16 protein-coding genes and 1 pseudogene are annotated in these 15487 nt (G+C 60.1%); 11 read left to right on the forward strand and 6 right to left on the reverse strand.

The window, feature by feature from the left end; genetic code table 11:
* Position 1: 1 nt before the first annotated feature.
* The 6 genes from ASG19_RS17715 to ASG19_RS17740 all read right to left on the reverse strand — a co-directional run bounded on the left by ASG19_RS17715 (position 2) and on the right by ASG19_RS17740 (position 6906).
* Complete coding sequence (locus ASG19_RS17715; RefSeq protein ID WP_062460184.1) at positions 2–1546, reverse strand: ABC transporter substrate-binding protein; 1545 nt, start codon at positions 1544–1546, stop codon at positions 2–4.
* A gap of 29 nt (positions 1547–1575) precedes the next feature.
* On the reverse strand, positions 1576–2418 hold the full coding sequence (locus tag ASG19_RS17720) for a serine hydrolase (protein ID WP_062460555.1): 843 nt from the start codon (positions 2416–2418) through the stop codon (positions 1576–1578).
* Positions 2419–2438: 20 nt separating this feature from the next.
* Complete coding sequence (locus ASG19_RS17725; protein WP_062460187.1) at positions 2439–4067, reverse strand: ABC transporter ATP-binding protein; 1629 nt, start codon at positions 4065–4067, stop codon at positions 2439–2441.
* Positions 4064–4882: an ABC transporter permease gene (locus ASG19_RS17730; RefSeq protein ID WP_062460189.1), complete on the reverse strand. Its 819-nt coding sequence runs from the start codon at positions 4880–4882 to the stop codon at positions 4064–4066. The genes ASG19_RS17725 and ASG19_RS17730 overlap by 4 nt, the downstream gene beginning before the upstream one ends.
* Positions 4879–5823, reverse strand: a complete 945-nt coding sequence (locus ASG19_RS17735; RefSeq protein WP_062460191.1) for an ABC transporter permease — start codon at positions 5821–5823, stop codon at positions 4879–4881. The genes ASG19_RS17730 and ASG19_RS17735 overlap by 4 nt, the downstream gene beginning before the upstream one ends.
* 180 nt (positions 5824–6003) lie before the next feature.
* Complete coding sequence (locus ASG19_RS17740; RefSeq protein WP_062460194.1) at positions 6004–6906, reverse strand: LysR family transcriptional regulator; 903 nt, start codon at positions 6904–6906, stop codon at positions 6004–6006.
* A 720-nt stretch (positions 6907–7626) separates the two neighbouring features.
* Here ASG19_RS17740 and ASG19_RS17745 point away from each other — a divergent pair.
* The 11 genes and pseudogenes from ASG19_RS17745 to ASG19_RS17790 all read left to right on the forward strand — a co-directional run bounded on the left by ASG19_RS17745 (position 7627) and on the right by ASG19_RS17790 (position 15043).
* On the forward strand, positions 7627–8070 hold the full coding sequence (locus ASG19_RS17745; protein WP_062460197.1) for a PTS sugar transporter subunit IIA: 444 nt from the start codon (positions 7627–7629) through the stop codon (positions 8068–8070).
* 124 nt (positions 8071–8194) lie between these two features.
* Positions 8195–9061: a dihydrodipicolinate synthase family protein gene (locus ASG19_RS17750; RefSeq protein WP_062460199.1), complete on the forward strand. Its 867-nt coding sequence runs from the start codon at positions 8195–8197 to the stop codon at positions 9059–9061.
* A gap of 139 nt (positions 9062–9200) precedes the next feature.
* On the forward strand, positions 9201–9431 hold the full coding sequence (locus tag ASG19_RS17755; protein ID WP_244476224.1) for a hypothetical protein: 231 nt from the start codon (positions 9201–9203) through the stop codon (positions 9429–9431).
* Positions 9432–9621: 190 nt separating this feature from the next.
* Positions 9622–9966: pseudogene (locus ASG19_RS17760) on the forward strand (KUP/HAK/KT family potassium transporter); the annotation flags it as partial.
* Positions 9966–10319: a hypothetical protein gene (locus ASG19_RS17765; protein WP_062460204.1), complete on the forward strand. Its 354-nt coding sequence runs from the start codon at positions 9966–9968 to the stop codon at positions 10317–10319. The pseudogene ASG19_RS17760 and the gene ASG19_RS17765, both read left to right, overlap by 1 nt.
* A 15-nt stretch (positions 10320–10334) precedes the next feature.
* Positions 10335–11138: an ABC transporter permease subunit gene (locus ASG19_RS17770; protein ID WP_244476207.1), complete on the forward strand. Its 804-nt coding sequence runs from the start codon at positions 10335–10337 to the stop codon at positions 11136–11138.
* 3 nt (positions 11139–11141) lie between these two features.
* Positions 11142–11486 (forward strand): ABC transporter permease subunit, encoded by a 345-nt coding sequence (locus tag ASG19_RS24510; protein ID WP_348271497.1) that lies wholly within the window; start codon positions 11142–11144, stop codon positions 11484–11486.
* A gap of 534 nt (positions 11487–12020) precedes the next feature.
* Complete coding sequence (locus ASG19_RS24515) at positions 12021–12680, forward strand: amino acid ABC transporter permease (protein ID WP_244476226.1); 660 nt, start codon at positions 12021–12023, stop codon at positions 12678–12680.
* Positions 12681–12767: 87 nt separating this feature from the next.
* Positions 12768–13484 carry an amino acid ABC transporter ATP-binding protein gene (locus ASG19_RS17780; RefSeq protein WP_062460206.1) on the forward strand — a complete coding sequence of 239 codons (717 nt, stop codon included), beginning with the start codon at positions 12768–12770 and terminating at the stop codon, positions 13482–13484.
* A gap of 330 nt (positions 13485–13814) precedes the next feature.
* A complete protein-coding gene (locus ASG19_RS17785) occupies positions 13815–14501 on the forward strand; it encodes a hypothetical protein (RefSeq protein ID WP_062460208.1) in 687 nt (228 codons plus the stop codon).
* The gene (locus ASG19_RS17790; RefSeq protein ID WP_062460210.1) at positions 14498–15043 is read left to right on the forward strand and encodes a hypothetical protein; all 546 of its coding nucleotides are present in this window, start codon (positions 14498–14500) and stop codon (positions 15041–15043) included. The genes ASG19_RS17785 and ASG19_RS17790 overlap by 4 nt, the downstream gene beginning before the upstream one ends.
* Positions 15044–15487: the final 444 nt, after the last annotated feature.

Here is a 15487-nt window from a genome sequence, read left to right on the forward strand (position 1 = left end):
GTCAGTTTTCGACGGAGACTTCCCAGAGGCGGGCGTTTGACTGCCAGACCGGCATGCCCTTGAGCTTCTTGGTGGCGCCCCAGACATCGACCATGTCGTAGAGGAAGATGCCCGGCATCTCCTTCAGCATCAGTTCGTGGAATTCGTCGAAGATCTTCTGACGCTTTTCTTGGTCAAGCTCGACATAGGCGGCCCTCATCAGCTCCACAGCCTTCGGGTCGTCCCACATCAGCGAGGCGTTCTTGTCCTTGTTGCCGACGTAGAAGGCGTACATCAGAGCCGGGTCGAGGCGCGGCGCGACCGACTGCGAGATCACCTGATAGTTGCCCGAGCGGCGGCGATCGACCTGGGTCGCATAATCGAGCACCTCGATCTGTACGTTGAGGCCCGCCTGCTGCATCATCGCCTGGGCCATGATGGCGGCCGGGAAGCTCGGCACGTTGCCGCGCTTGTTGGCGATGATCGAGATCGGCTCGCCCTTGTAGCCGGCGGCTGCCAGTTCCTTCTTGGCAGCCTCGACGTCGTAAGGCAGGCGCTTCTTCTGCGTGTCATTGAAATAGACGCTGTCCTGCGACACCATCGAGCCGTTCGCCTCACCGGTGCCGTTCGACGCGGCAGCAACCAGCTCATCGAGATCGAGCGCCATGGCCATCGCGCGGCGCACGCCCGGATTGCTTAAGACCTTGTCGCGGGTCTGGATGTAGAAGAGGTTCTTGCCGTTGTTGCGCGACACGATCAGCTGCGTCTTCTCGCTCGACTTGAATTCCGGGATCAGGTCCGGCGAAATCTCGGCCGTGTCGAGCACGCCGGATTCAAGCCCCGCCTTGACGGTCGAGGCATCGGGAATGATCATGAACTTGACGCCATCGGCGAGCGGCCGCTTGGAGCCGACCATCCCGTCCGGCTTGCCGTCGTTTTCGGGCGAAACGTAATCGGCGAACTTCTTCAGGTGGATGTATTCACCCTTCTTCCACTCGTCCCACTGGAACGGGCCGGTGCCGATCGGCGTGACGAAGCTGCCATCGGCAGCCACGGAGTCCGGCGAGATCATGCCGGTATAGCCGCATTCCGGGCGCGACATCAGGCCGAGGAAGACCGCCGATGGCTTTTCGAGCGTAATGGTCACGGTCGAGGCATCGGTCGCCTTGACGCCGGTGACGTGGGCGGCCCCGCCTTGAGCGAAATCGGAGAGGCAGCTCCACTTGGTGTCGGGCTTCAGATAGCGCGTCCAGTTCCACACGACGTCTTCGGCGGTCAGCGGCTTGCCGTTGTGAAACTTCACGTCGGTGCGCAGCTTGAACGAATAGGTCAGGCCATCGGCCGACATGTCGAAGCTCTTGGCCAGAAGCGGCTTCACTTCGCCACTGTTGTTGTAGCCGACGAGGCCCTCGACGATGTGCAGGATGATACCGTCGGTATTGCCGTCGCGGTTGACGCCCGGATTGGCGCTGCGCAGGTCCGAACTCTGGGCGATGGTGATGTCGCGCGCGCCGGCGCCGTGCGTAAAGGCAAGCACTGCAACGCCCGCAAGAAGAAGCTTTTTCATTGTTCTACCCTCGTTTCTCTTGTTGATTTTTAAGATTGAAATCCGTTCCAGGCCGCCTCGGCGAGCCTGCCGATCGTCTCGAGCGACACCGTGTAGCCGGGTGTACCGTCCGCCATCACCTGCGGCACATCGTCGGTGTAGGCGGTGATGATGAAGAACGGCGCGCGGTCCTTGTAGACGATGCCCGCATCCATGCGGCCACGCTTGCCGCGACCGCTCTTGCTCGCCACCAGCGTCTCGAACGGAAGGCGCGAGCGGATGCCGTAGCGCAGCACCTGATGCTTCAGCGTGTCCATGGCAAAGCCACAGAGATCGGCGCTGCAGCCGAGCTTTTCCTGCGCTTGCGTGGAGGATTGCGCGTCCAGGATGGTCTGCAGCAGCAGCACCTGGTCGGCGGCAGACGTCGTCGTCACCGTCGTCAGCGCGTGATCGGCGGGCAGCGCCAGCGGCGGAATGAGAAAGCGGTGATGGGTGTTCACCATGCCGAGAGCTTTGCAATAGCCATCGACCTCCTCGAGCGTCAGCCGCTCCAGCACCATTTTCGTGCAGACATTGTCGCTCAGCACCATCATGCCGGTGATCGCGTCGCGCAGCGAGATGACGATGCCCGGCGTCATGAAGCGGAACATGCCGCTGGCGACTTCCTCGGCCAGCCGCTTCTCGTAGGTGATCGGCTCGTCGAGGTTGATGCCGCCCGCGTGCGCGGCCTCCAGCGCCGCCATCATGATCGAGGTCTTGCGAGTGCTGCCGGACGGCGTCTCATCGTCGGCGCCGCGGGTAATCTCCTCGCCGGTCAGCAGATTGCGCACCATGAAGCGGGTGACGAAGGGTTGCGCATCGCAGATTGCGTTCAGCGTGTCGGAGGTTGTCATGATCGGGGTCCTGTTCAGCATCAGTTGTCGAAGCGCCACTTGAGGGAGACGCCGCCGGTCGCGTTGTGGTCGAGCGCCGGAATGGCGGAGAGGAGCCGGCGCGTGTAGCTTTCCTTCGGCCTGTCGAAGATCGCGTCGCGGTCGCCCTCCTCGATGATCCGGCCGTCCTGCATGACGACGACGCGGTCGGCGACCTGTTCGACGACGCCAAGGTCGTGGCTGATGAACAGGCAGGAAAAGCCGTAGCGCTTCTGCAAGTCGGAGAAGAGGTCGAGTACCTGCGCCCGCACCGTCACGTCGAGGGCCGAGACCGGCTCGTCGGCGATCAGGAAGCGCGGGCGGCGGGCCATCGCGCGGGCGATGGCAACGCGCTGGCGCTGGCCACCGGAAAGTTCGTGCGGGTAGCGGCTGGCATAGCTGGCATCAAGGCCGACCTCCTCCAGCGTTTCCAGCGTCCGCTTGCGTTTGGCTGCCGCATCGAGGTTCGGCACCAGGCGCAGGGCTTCCTCGACGAGAGCGAGGATCGTCATGCGCGGATCGAGCGAGGAATACGGATCCTGGAACACCATCTGGCAGTTCATCCGGTAGTCCTGCCAGTCCTCGTCGCGCGCCCTTCCCTGGAAGCGGATCTCGCCTTCGTTTTCCCGGACGAGACCGGCAATGGTGCGGCCAAGTGTCGTCTTGCCCGATCCGGATCCGCCGACCAGCGCGACGACCTCGCCCTCGTGAATATCGATACTGACGCCGTGCAAGGCACGCTTCGCCTTGGCCTTGCGGAACAGCGACTTGCGGCCCGGGTAGTCGACGACGATATTCTTCGCCGACACCATCGGCGCCTTCGACATGTCGACCATGCGCGGTTCGCCCCGGAACGGCAGCGAGGACAAGAGCTTCTTCGTATAGTGGTGCTGCGGTGCTTCCAGCAGGTCTTCGGTGCGGCCGTGCTCGACGATCGAACCCTTTTCCATCACGACGATGCGGCTCGTATACCGGGCCACCATCGGCAGGTCGTGGCTGATCAGCAGGACGGCGGTGCCTTCGGCGCGGGTGAGCTCCACCATCAGTTCCATGACGTCGCGCTGGATGACGGCGTCGAGCGCCGTGGTCGGCTCGTCTGCAATCAGCAGCGCCGGCTTCAGCAGCATGACGGAAGCGAGCATGATGCGCTGGCGCATGCCGCCGGAGAATTCGTGCGGATAGGCGCCGAGCGCGCCCTCCGGATCGCGAATGCCGACGCGGCGGAGCATTTCGAGGATGCGGGCGCGCCGTTCGTCCGGCGAGAACTTTGTGTGGAGGATGAGCCCCTCCTCCAGCTGCCGGCCGATGGTCATCGACGGGTTGAGCGAGGTCATCGGCTCCTGGAAGACAACGCCCACTTCGGCACCGCGCAGGCGGCGAAGCTGACCGGCGTTGAGGCCGAGCACGTCGCGACCCTTGTACGAAATGGATCCGCCGGTGACCTGGATGGCCTGCGGCAGCAGCGAGATCAGCGCGCGGGTGGCGAGCGTCTTGCCGGAGCCGCTTTCGCCGACGATGCCGAAGATTTCGCCGGAAGCGATATCGAAGGAGATATCGTTGACGACCTTGTGGCTGGTGCGCGCGACCTCCAGCGATAGGCCGCGAACGCTCAATAGCGTTTCCGTCGTCATTTCAGACCTCTCATGCGCGGGTCGAGCCGGTCGCGAAGGGCATCGCCCAGGAGATTGATGCCGAGCAGGGTCAACGCGATGCAGAGACCGGGGAAAAGGCCGAGCCAGACGGCCTGCTGGATGAAGGGTCGGCCGGCGGCCAGCATGTTGCCCCAGGTGGGCGCTGGCGGCGGCACACCGAGACCGAGGAAGGAGAGCGCGCTTTCCGATAGAATGGCCCATCCGAACATCGAGGTGGCGAGCACCGTGATCGGCGTTAGACAATTGGGCAGGACGTGGCGGAACATGGTGAACAGCTCGCCATTGCCCATTACCCGTGAAGCCTCGATGAACTCCCGTTCCCGCAGTGACAGAACCGCGCCGCGCACCACACGCGCCATCGACGGCGTATAGGCGATGCCGAGCGCAAAGATGATGCCGTACTGGTTGGCACCGAAGACGGCAAGCAGGCCGAGCGCCAGGAGGATGCCGGGAAAAGCCAGCAGCGCATTGTTGATCGCCATGATGACGCCATCCACCCAGCCGCGGGCATAGCCGCTGACAAGCCCGATCAGCGTGCCGCAGATAGTAGCAAAGCTAACGGTCAAGAAGCCGATCCAGACGCTCGCCTTGGCGCCAACCATCAGGCGGCTCAGTTCATCACGGCCGAACTCGTCGGTGCCCAGTAGATGCGCGGCACTGGGGGCGGCCAGGCGCGCGGTGAACGAGAGCTTCATCGGATCGAAGGGCGTCCAGACCATACCGAGGGCAGCGGTGGCGAGTAAGACGGCGATTAGGATCCCGCCGATGATGCCGTTGAGGGTGAACGTCTTCATTCGGCAACAACCCGCGGATCAAAGAGGGGATAGAGCAGGTCAACGGTGAGATTGACCAGCACGTAGGACAGGGCGACGAACAGCAGGCAGCCCTGGATGACCGGGTAGTCGCGGGCAAAGATGGCGTCGACCATCAGGCGTCCGAGGCCTGGGATAGTGAATACCGTCTCGATGACCGCGATGCCGCCGAGCAAATTGCCGAGGATGAGGCCGATCATCGTCCAAGTCGGGCCAAAGGCATTCTTGAAGGCGTGGCGCCAGAGCACAGCACTCTCTGACAGGCCCTTGGCGCGGGCATGGGTGATGTAGTCGAGGCGCAGCACTTCCAATGTCGAGGCGCGCGCCATGCGGATCAGCACGCCGGCCTCGTGGATGACCAGCGTCATGACCGGCAGCACCAAGTAGAGCAGCCCGCCGACGACGTTGGTTCCAATCGACACATAGCCGAGCACGGGCAGCCAGCCGAGTTTCAGACCGAAGAATAGGAGCAGCAGCAGGCCGAGCCAGAAGGTCGGGATCGACAAGAGAACCGTTGCTGTCCCGACTAGCGCCAAATCGATGACACTGTTCTGCCGCCATGCGGCAATAACCCCTGCCGGGACGGCGATCAGGCTGGCGAGCAGCACCGCCACCAGAACGATCTCGGCGCTGACAGCGAAGCGCGACACCACCAGCGGTAGCACCGGCTCGTCGTTGACGATCGATTTGCCGAAATCGCCCTGCAGTACATTGCCAGCCCAGATGACAAATTGCTGCGGCATCGATTTGTCGAGCCCGAGTTCGGTGCGCATTTGGGCGATCTGCTCGGGCTGGGCCATGTCGCCCAACATCAGGGCGGCCGGGTCACCGGGAATAAAGCGAATGAGGTCAAAGACGGTGATCGAAACGAGCACGATAGTTGGAAGCGCCATCATGAGACGGCTCAGGATAAATCTCAGCATAGTATCCCCGCGATTGATGGCCGGCTTTCCCTCCGGTCACCATCGGTTTCATTGCGGCAGACTATGAGGACACTGAGAGAATTGCGCAATAGTATGACAAATTTCATACGCTTATGCGGCGTACACAGAATCTGTCCGCGAATAGCAGCGAATGCTTAAGATCAATTACCTGAATTTATATTAGCTCATTTGCGAACGCAGGATCTGTCGCTCCAGCGCGGCGCTGAGGGCTTGAGCAGCGATCGACAAAGGAACTCCTGCTGCCCGGGCTAGGCCGAAGTCCTGTGAGGCTCGTGGCACAAACGGTCTCTGGACCACCGGAAGATGACGGTAAAGGTTGGCGTAAAAGCTGCTGATGATCGTGACGCCTAGCCCGTGCGCTACATAGGAGCAGGCGGAGCTGTTGGTATGCGTCTCGATCTTCACCATCTGCTTGACACCGGCCCGCTTGAAGGTCTGGTCGAGCGACATGCGATTAGGCCGTTGCCGCCCTATCAGGATCAGAGGCACGTTACGAAGGTCCTTCGGGGAGACCTCTTCCAGCTGCGCGAGCGGGTGATCCTCAGGTACGACGCAGACGCTGGTGCCGCTCGCGACTTTTTTAACAGCGATGCTGGGTGCCGTTTCGCCCTCCATGCGCAGAAAGCCGATGTCTATCACCCGCTCACCGACCAGTTTGTTGATCGCCGTCGTTGTTTCGAAAAAGGTCTCGATGCGAACGCTGGGGAAATCGCGGACGTAGTCCATTAACATAGCCGGGGCAAAGTTCTCCCACATGCTACTTGGTAGACCGATTCTGACGATCTCCGGGCCGGACTTGCCGGCCCGCAGGTCTTCAGCATGGGTAGTCATGCGCTCAACGGCCAACAGCACATTTTCCGCATCGCGCCCCAGCGCTAGCGCCTCTGGTGTGGCGACGAGCCGTCCCTTATCACGGGCAAAAAGCGTGATAGAAAGATCCTGTTCTAGCTGCTGCAGCATGCGGCTTACGCCTGACTGGCTAAGCCCCATCACCTTTGCCGATGCAATCGTCGAGCCGGTTGCCAAAAGCGTCCGCAGCACTTCCATCTGCTTGATGTTCATGCCGCGGACATCCTTATTTATAAGTTCCTCGTATCGGCTGGCTGTGCCGCAAATGAGGAAATTGGCCACCGATCGTGAACATGTGGTGGCACTGACGCAGCATTAGGTCAACTGGCAGCCCTAGCTCAAGCTTTGTGAACGCTGGGTAACACCGGAACCCGCCTGCCGTTCTCAGATGGCGAAACTAGAGTTAGATCCGGACTCAGAGGAAGTTCCTGCGTATGACGCGGCGGCTAATGACGCGCCGAAGTGCGACTAGCTGTGCTAAGTATCTCACTCATGTCGCGTATGGATCCGTAAGATCGGGTTGTGCAGTCCGCCTAGAAAATCACTATGAAGCCTATATACTCTTGTGCTTCTCCCCGTCTCGAATTCCTATGCCGATTGGGCGCATAAAGACGAAGACCCTCCGCAACCGGCGCCTGGGCATCGACCAGCGAAAGGTGCGAGATGATTTTCGACGATTCGAGTGGCGCTGCGACCATCGTGGCTTGTGCCGCCCGCATTCAGTGGTGTCGGGAGCGGCTTCAGTGCGTTTCGTAATATTCGCCCGCTTTTTCCGCCAATCCGTCTTTCCCCGCCGCGACGTAACGAGGGCATGCCGTGGCTCCGACGTCATCTTCGGAACAGTTTGCGTTCTCGGTGCGGTCACGGTTGTGGCGATGATCATCTCCAACATCGCAACGAGCTGAGCTCTAAGAATTTGACGGAGTACAGGAAATGTTAGTCCAAGATTTTCTCCTGGCGGAGAACGTCTCCGTTGGGTTGAGTTCGTCGTCGAAGCAACAGCTGTTGCGGCAGATATCTGAGAAGGCTGGCAAAACGACTTCGGTTTCGTCGCATCTCATCGCCAAAGCGCTATCCGACCGCGAGGGCCTGGGCTCTACGGGCATCGGGGGCGGTGTGGCGCTTCCCCATGCGGCAGTCGATGGACTGGAATCGGTATTTTGCCTCGTGGTTCTTCTGGCGCATCCGATCGACTTCGAAGCCGTGGACGACGAGCCCGTCGACATCGTCATTCTGCTCCTGACACCAGCTTCGTCGCGGACGGAAGCTCTCAATGTCCTATCATGCGTCGCCAGGCGCTTTAGAGAGGGCGACGCTGTTCGAGGGCTACGGGCGGCGAGGACCGGTGACGAGGTTTTTGCAATCCTGACGGGGTGACGCCCTGCTGGAACACGGAAAATCGACGCGTTCGCCGGCTCCATCCATCTGAAAGACCAACCCCATCCATCTGAAAGAGAAGCGATCGGTTCGACGTCTGATCTGGTCTCAACGGAAAATCACCATGACTTGTTTTCAGGGCCCTGGCCCTTTCGCCATCACCGCGATGCTGACGCCGTTCTCTGGAACCGGGATCGATATCGCAGTCTTCGAGACCGAAGTCGGCCGCCAAGTCGGAGCAGGCATCGATGCTATCGTCGTTCACGACGTCATCGGGGAGGGCTGCGCACTCGATCACAGGGAGCAGGACCTGCTTCTGACAACGGCCGTCCGCCGTGCGGGCAGCAAATTGACTGTCATCGCCGCGACAGGATCGAACTGTACGGCAAAGACGATCGAACACTCCCTGAGGGCGCAGGAGCTCGGTGCAAAGGCCTTGTTGCTGACGGTGCCCTATTACACGAAGCCAACCCTAAAAGGCGTGATCGATCATTTCCGACAGATCGAAGCTGTTGTCCGGCTTCCGATCCTGATCGACGACGATCCGTCAAGGACGGCGCGAGATTTCGGGGAAGAGCTGCTGGTCGGTCTTGCCGACCTCGCCGGGATTGTCGGTGTTTGCCACGGCCCCGGACGTCTCGCCCACTTCGCCAATCTCAAGACCTCGCTGCGCACCCGGTTCAACCATTTATCCCGGGACGACCACTCCATGTCTTCCTTCCTGGCGCTGGGTGGATCGGGCGTCATATCGGCGCTGACCAACATCCGCCCAGCGCCGATGACGTCATCGAACCGGACCGTCGATGCGAGGTCTATCCCCCAGCTGGATGCGTGCGACGTCGCGGCACTAAAACTTGCCGTCTCGCTGGATCGCCCCTTTCCCACCAACGTTCGGCTGCCGCTGGTGCCGCTCGAGCGGGACGAAGAAATCGCCCTGCGCGCTGCATGCGCGGAGACTTTCGGAGCGACCGTGAACCACGCCGCAGCCTGAACACTATGCGGTCTATATTTCTTTGCCACGAAGCCACATCGATTTCCACATGCCCTCGGGCTTAGTTTCTTTTGGCGCTGTTGAACGCGCCTTAAGCAGAAGGAAAAACGAAATGACGATCGAAGAACAGTCCGCCGACATGAGCGTTTCCCACCCGGGCGACATGGCTTTCGCCGGACCGAGATTTCTGATTGGCAGAGGTCGTCGGGGTGGATGGATCGTCAACGACCGCCTCGGGCTGGTCGGTGGCATTTTCGTCAACGAAGCAGCAGCCCGTCATTTTGCAATCGAAGAGGCTGACAGGCACCCAGAACTCATAGCCGTACTGGACGATGCGGCGATCGAGCTGGAGTTCCGCAAGGCGGGATAACCAGCCTCGTCTTATTCCCTTTCGAACTGTGGAAGTGCAGTGCTGCCTTTGGTAGAAGCGCGCCGCGGACTATAAGACCGCGCGTACGTTTTGAAATTGCGGCGATCGCTCCTGAAGCGTTTGCCCTATGATCGGATTGCTCCATATAGCCCGAAGGGCCAGATGGCCGTAACCGCCTGAAAGGCCCAAGATGACATCCCACGCGCCTGCGTCCGCCGATACGTCCGAGACGCGGAAGTTTCTTGTGCTCTTGCTGGGATCGATCGGTGTCGTCTACGGGGATATTGGCACCAGCCCGCTCTATGCTTTCCGCGAAGCCCTGCGTCCTTTTTCGGGCGACGGCATCCAGCATGTGGAAGTGGTCGGCCTCATCTCGCTGATGATCTGGACGCTGACGATCATCGTGACGTTCAAATATGTCCTGTTTCTCCTGCGCGCAGACAATGATGGCGAAGGCGGAACGCTGTCACTGCTTGCCCTCCTGATGAAAAAGACGGGGAGCTACATGCCCGTTCTTTTCTTCGCGGGTCTGATATGGATGCCCTGACGCCGGCCGTGCGCCACGGGGACGACAACTGGACGGATATCGTCAACTGGTCGATCCAGGCACTCCTCAATGCGGAGCTGTATGGCATTACCCAGGCCAACATTGACGAGATGATGAGCTCGGACGACCCGCGGGTAAAGCGCTTCCTCGGCGTCGAGCCCGGCAACGGCAAGGCGCTCGGGCTCGATGACAAGTTCGCCTACAATATCGTCAAGCAGCTCGGCAACTATGGCGAAATGTTCGACCGCAACCTTGGCGCCGGCAGTCCTCTCAAGATCGAACGCGGCCCTAACAGGCTGTTTTCCGATGGCGGGCTGATGTTCCCGATGGCCTTTCAATAGCGATTGGTGTCGATAATGATTTCCGCTGTTCTCGATAACAGACGGTTCAGAAGCTGGGGCGGGCAGATCCTTCTGCTGGGCGGCTTTGCCGCCCTCCTCCTCTGGCTGGTGAACAACACCGTCACGAACCTCGATGCCCGCGGGATAAAGGTCGGCTTCGACTTCCTATGGCGTCGGGCCAATTTTCCGATCTCGGAAAGCGTCCTGCCCTACGACCCATCCGACAGTTTCCTCTGGGCTTACGTCACGGGCGTCGGCAACACGCTGGTGATATCGGCCCTTGCGATTTTTCTGTCGACGGCGCTCGGCTTGCTCGTCGGACTGGCGCGACGGTCGAAGCATCCGCTGACTTCAGGCGTCGCTGGCGTCTTCGTCACGACCATGCGCAACATGCCGCTGATCGTCCACCTGCTGTTCTGGTACGCGCTTGCAACCACTACGCTGCCAGCGCCGCGCGAGGCCTATAATCCCCTGCCCGGCGTCTTCCTGTCGCTGAGAGGTTTCTACATCCCCGCACTGGATCTGGACGCGAGCGCCTGGGCCGTTGTCGGCCTCGTTATCGCTGTGACTTTCGGTACATGGCGCCTACGCCGTCACATGACAGGCATCGGTCAATGGCATGACCGCCATCCCGTTCTGGCGCTCTTGGGGCTGACTGCGGCCGTTGCCCTCGGCGCGGCGCTGCTTCTCCAGCCAGGTGCCGTGGTCAGCTTTCCCGAAATGCGTGGGTTCAACTTCACAGGCGGATTACGGCTGTCGCCAGAATTTGCCGCCCTAATGCTGGGCTTGGTGATCTACACCTCCGCCTTCATCGGCTAGATCATCCGCGGTGGCATCGACGCCGTCTCGATCGGACAGTGGGAGGCCGGACGGGCGATCGGGCTATCGGAACGGCATACGCTCACCAAGATCATCATCCCGCAGGCACTGCGGATCATCATTCCCCCGATGACATCGCAGTATTTGTCGACCGTTAAAAACACGACGCTCGCGCTCGCAGTCGGTTACCCAGAGCTCGGCCTCGTCGTCGGCACGGTTATCAACCAAACCGGGCAGGCGATCGAGAGCATCGCGCTGCTGCTCGGCATCTTCCTGACAATCAGCATTGCCGTCTCACTGTTCATGAACTGGTACAATGCGCATGTCGCATTGGTGGAGGCACGATGACCGTGTTTGATGTCGCTCCGACGGTTGCTCACATCGAGCCATCCGCTCCGCCGAAGCCACCGCGCAAGCCCATCCTGCAACTCTTCTTCGGCGATCTGGTAGCGTCGGTTCTGACCGTCACCACCGGCTTACTGCTGATCTTGATGGTCCCAGCGCTGAATTGGGCCGTCCTGGACGCAGTATGGTCCACCGACGACCCGTCCGCCTGCCGCAACGGCGGTGCCTGCTGGGCTTTCATCGGGGCAAAATTTCGCTTCATCATCTTCGGTGTCTATCCNAGTATGGTCCACCGACGACCCGTCCGCCTGCCGCAACGGCGGTGCCTGCTGGGCTTTCATCGGGGCAAAATTTCGCTTCATCATCTTCGGTGTCTATCCGCCGGACGAGCAATGGCGACCGCTTCTGGTCATGGGCCTGATCCTCGCGATGATCCTCGCCTCCTTGTCCCCGAAGCTATGGGGCCAGCGGTTGATTGCTGCCTGGACGGCATGCGTCGCCATCATGCTCGCTCTGATGTGGGGCGGCTTCTTTGGAATGACGCCGGTACCGACGTCAAGCTGGGGCGGGCTGCCCGTGACGCTGCTGCTCGCATTGCTGTCGCTAGGCCTCGGCTTTCCCTTCGCAGTATTCCTTGCATTGGGAAGACGGTCGTCGCTGCCGATCCCACGCATGCTGTCCCTGATGACGATCGAGCTGGTCCGCGGCTTGCCGCTGGTGGGGCTGCTGTTTGTAGCCTCCATCCTGTTGCCGCTGCTGCTTCCGGCAGGATGGTCGATCGACAAGCTCGGCCGCACCCTGGCGGCGCTGACGGTGTTTGCCGCCGCCTATCTTGCCGAGGTGATCCGCGGCGGGCTGCAGGGTGTCCCCTCAGGCCAGATTGAAGCGGCCAAGGCTTTGGGCATCCCCGGATGGAAGGCCGTGTGGCACATTGTTCTGCCGCAGGCGCTCCAGAAGGTCATTCCGCCGCTGACCAACACGGCCATCGTAATGGTCAAGAACACCAGCCTCGTCCTCATCGTCGGCGTCTTCGACATGCTGAGCGCTGCGCGCGTCGCGGCAACCGACCCCGTATGGGGTGCTCCCTATGTCGAGAGCTACGTCTTCGTCGCCTTGATCTACTTCGTAATATGCTTCGGCATATCCAACTACAGCCGCTGGCTTGAAATCCGCGTGCAATCCCGGAGCTATCGATGACCGTGAATGACCTGAACGCTATCGAAGTGGCCGCCCTCNCAACTACAGCCGCTGGCTTGAAATCCGCGTGCAATCCCGGAGCTATCGATGACCGTGAATGACCTGAACGCTATCGAAGTGGCCGCCCTCGACAAATGGTATGGCAGCTTCCACGTCCTGAAGAGCATCGACCTTACCGTGGCGGCCGGCGAGCGGATCGTCGTATGCGGTCCATCCGGCTCCGGGAAATCCACTCTCATCCGCTGCATCAACCGGCTGGAAGAGCACCAGCGGGGCAGTATTTCGGTCAATGGCATCACGCTTGGCGACAGCGTCAAGAACCTGGATGCGATCCGGCGGGAGGTCGGGATGGTGTTCCAGCACTTCAACCTCTTCCCGCATCTGACCGTCAAGGAGAACTGCGCCCTGCCGCAGATCCTGGCCCGCGGAAAACGTCGACGAGACAAGGTGCGGATCCCCGAACAGGCCGACAAATACCCCGGTCAGCTGTCCGGAGGGCAGCAGCAGCGCGTGGCGATCGCAAGGGCGCTTTGCATGACGCCGAAGGTCATGCTGTTCGACGAGCCAACCTCGGCTCTCGATCCGGAGATGGTGAAAGAGGTTCTCGACACAATGGTCACGCTTGCAGAAGAAGGGATGACCATGATCGTCGTCACCCATGAGATGGGCTTCGCACGAAAGGTGGCAGACCGTGTCGTGTTCATGGAAGCAGGAGAGGTGATCGAGGTCAATGAGCCCAACGCGTTCTTCGACACTCCCTCGCATGATAGCACGCGGCGATTTTTGGCGAATATCATGCACTGAATGTGTCACCGCCAAACGTACAAACGGATCGGAGGCGCGCCGACACAGACCGTCCGATCGGCCGCCTTGAAAGGAATCGAACCTACGACCCACTCCTCACTAATGAATTGAAAGCTCTCTGTTGCCCAATTTGCACCTTTGAGTTGCCATTGAAAGCGACCTCCTCAACTTCGGAAGTATCACGCACGGGGCACGGCTAGTCAGGATGCATTAGCGCAAAATAGCTGTTACAAAGTTAGCCATCGGGTTAACCCATCGGCAATCGCGGCGTGCATATGGTAGTCCCCGTCCCTCGGTCTGAAGATGGGACACATTGGGAGCGGCAGCTACATGATCCCCGAGCGCGTCCTAGAACTTGCCTTTGCACCGCTAGTTCTGCTTATTGGCTTCGGAGTTGTGTACTGGGCGAGTCCTCCGACTACGCTCAACCCCCTCTGCACTTACGTGAGCCAATATGAGCTCCAAGGCACAATCAGGGTCGGCGGCGAGGTCCTGCACTCGACCGTCTATCGACAGCGGAGCATCTCAAGACGGTGGGTAGCAACAATCAACTATGGGGGCTGCCTGCAGAGATACGGCACGTTGCTCTCCTTCAAGGCGCGCGACGGGCGAGTTTTCCTTGTTCCGACGGAGTTATGCGGGCTCGCGGAGCGCGTGCTTCTCGACATCGGAAAGGTTGACGTGCTGAGGACCTGCAGTGCCAAACTCGGAAAGCTGAGTAGGCAGCGCGAGAAATACGGCTATGTCGTGTCTACAGCCGACAACCCCACGTCTTGGTCTCCGTTCGAACTAGCGGCGAACGGTCCGATCACCATCGTGTCCATGCTGGCAACTGCCACAAAAAAATGGCCGGGGGACGACCTCGAAAGCGTGGCACCGAACCTCCTGAAGACACAGTTCGTATTCGACTCGAGCTGGTGGAACAGTCCAGCGCGTTTCGTCTTGCGCGGCGAGAAGCGTACTTTTCGGGCGACCAAACTGGATATCGGCACCGGGCTACGGGAGACTGTCCGGTGAAGTTCGTCTTGCGCGTCGTACTATGCATCATCGCCTTGCCGATCATACTGATTTCCTACACAATTATTTCCGCTCAATTAGCCAAGCCTGCCCACCTGGACCCAGACATGTTTAAGCCGATCGGCCTGCGGATCGAGGGGCCCTTCTCTGGAGAACCAATCAAGGTTCGCGGCTATGGTTCAGGTCGGATACAAACCTATAATCTCGAAGAGGACCTCCGGCCGATTCTTGGAGAAATGGGGCTGGAATATCTGAACGCGTTGAAGCCGTTCCGAGGTGGAGACGATGGGTATTCGCCCTGGATAGCAGGTCCGCTCGATCCCGCCAAAGTGGCTTCGTCCTTTCCAGTAAATGCGAGCATTCTCGCCGGAATGACGAAGAACTGCCCTATGACCTGGGAGGGCCCGGACCCCTCCTGCGTTTCTCGCCAGGCCATCCTCACAAAGCCGAACGTCTACTACGCTTATGGCGCGGGCCGGATCGCCATCGTTGATCCCACCCAGCCATACCTCCAGGTCGTGTATATTGAACCCTATCCATAACGACTCATTGCTGGGTGACAACACAGCTAACGTCCAAGACGCCTGCTGCATGAAGTACCCGCGTCAAAAATCTTGCAGCGCAGCTACATTCCACTTTCATTTCTTCCCTCGCAGCATCGATATAACCTTCTAAGATACCAGCGTTAGCATGACCGCCAGAACGCGGTTTTTCTGCATAGCAACCGCCAGCTCATTAGAAGTCGGCGGTAGGTCGGCTTTCGGCGCAAGCGGTCGTCGGCGTTGAAGTTATCCCGCCCACGATGAATGGGAACCCTATGCATCCCCCCGACACTTCATAGGGACCGTTGTCGCAGCCGACCAATCCAGTATTTTCCATCGTCACGTGTCGTTTTGCATTTAACCGTGGGATTCTGCCCCCTAATAGTTTCAACAAGTTAGCCTGGCGCTTAATTTGAGACTTGGCACTTAACTTGAGATTCCATC

Origin of the sequence: Rhizobium sp. Leaf306, from assembly GCF_001423425.1 — a bacterium.
GTDB lineage: Bacteria > Pseudomonadota > Alphaproteobacteria > Rhizobiales > Rhizobiaceae > Neorhizobium > Neorhizobium soli.

Excerpts from the sequence above, each read along its gene's own strand:
- ASG19_RS17740 (WP_062460194.1), bottom strand. The coding sequence starts at position 6,906 with ATGAACATCAAGCAGATGGAAGTGCTGCGGACGCTTTTGGCAACCGGC.
- ASG19_RS17745 (WP_062460197.1), top strand. The coding sequence starts at position 7,627 with ATGTTAGTCCAAGATTTTCTCCTGGCGGAGAACGTCTCCGTTGGGTTG.
- ASG19_RS17730 (WP_062460189.1), bottom strand. The coding sequence starts at position 4,882 with ATGAAGACGTTCACCCTCAACGGCATCATCGGCGGGATCCTAATCGCC.
- ASG19_RS17780 (WP_062460206.1), top strand. The coding sequence starts at position 12,768 with ATGACCGTGAATGACCTGAACGCTATCGAAGTGGCCGCCCTCGACAAA.
- ASG19_RS17785 (WP_062460208.1), top strand. The coding sequence starts at position 13,815 with ATGATCCCCGAGCGCGTCCTAGAACTTGCCTTTGCACCGCTAGTTCTG.
- ASG19_RS17765 (WP_062460204.1), top strand. The coding sequence starts at position 9,966 with ATGGATGCCCTGACGCCGGCCGTGCGCCACGGGGACGACAACTGGACG.
- ASG19_RS17755 (WP_244476224.1), top strand. The coding sequence starts at position 9,201 with ATGAGCGTTTCCCACCCGGGCGACATGGCTTTCGCCGGACCGAGATTT.
- ASG19_RS17725 (WP_062460187.1), bottom strand. The coding sequence starts at position 4,067 with ATGACGACGGAAACGCTATTGAGCGTTCGCGGCCTATCGCTGGAGGTC.
- ASG19_RS17720 (WP_062460555.1), bottom strand. The coding sequence starts at position 2,418 with ATGACAACCTCCGACACGCTGAACGCAATCTGCGATGCGCAACCCTTC.
- ASG19_RS17715 (WP_062460184.1), bottom strand. The coding sequence starts at position 1,546 with ATGAAAAAGCTTCTTCTTGCGGGCGTTGCAGTGCTTGCCTTTACGCAC.
- ASG19_RS17750 (WP_062460199.1), top strand. The coding sequence starts at position 8,195 with ATGACTTGTTTTCAGGGCCCTGGCCCTTTCGCCATCACCGCGATGCTG.
- ASG19_RS17735 (WP_062460191.1), bottom strand. The coding sequence starts at position 5,823 with ATGCTGAGATTTATCCTGAGCCGTCTCATGATGGCGCTTCCAACTATC.
- ASG19_RS17770 (WP_244476207.1), top strand. The coding sequence starts at position 10,335 with ATGATTTCCGCTGTTCTCGATAACAGACGGTTCAGAAGCTGGGGCGGG.
- ASG19_RS24515 (WP_244476226.1), top strand. The coding sequence starts at position 12,021 with ATGACGCCGGTACCGACGTCAAGCTGGGGCGGGCTGCCCGTGACGCTG.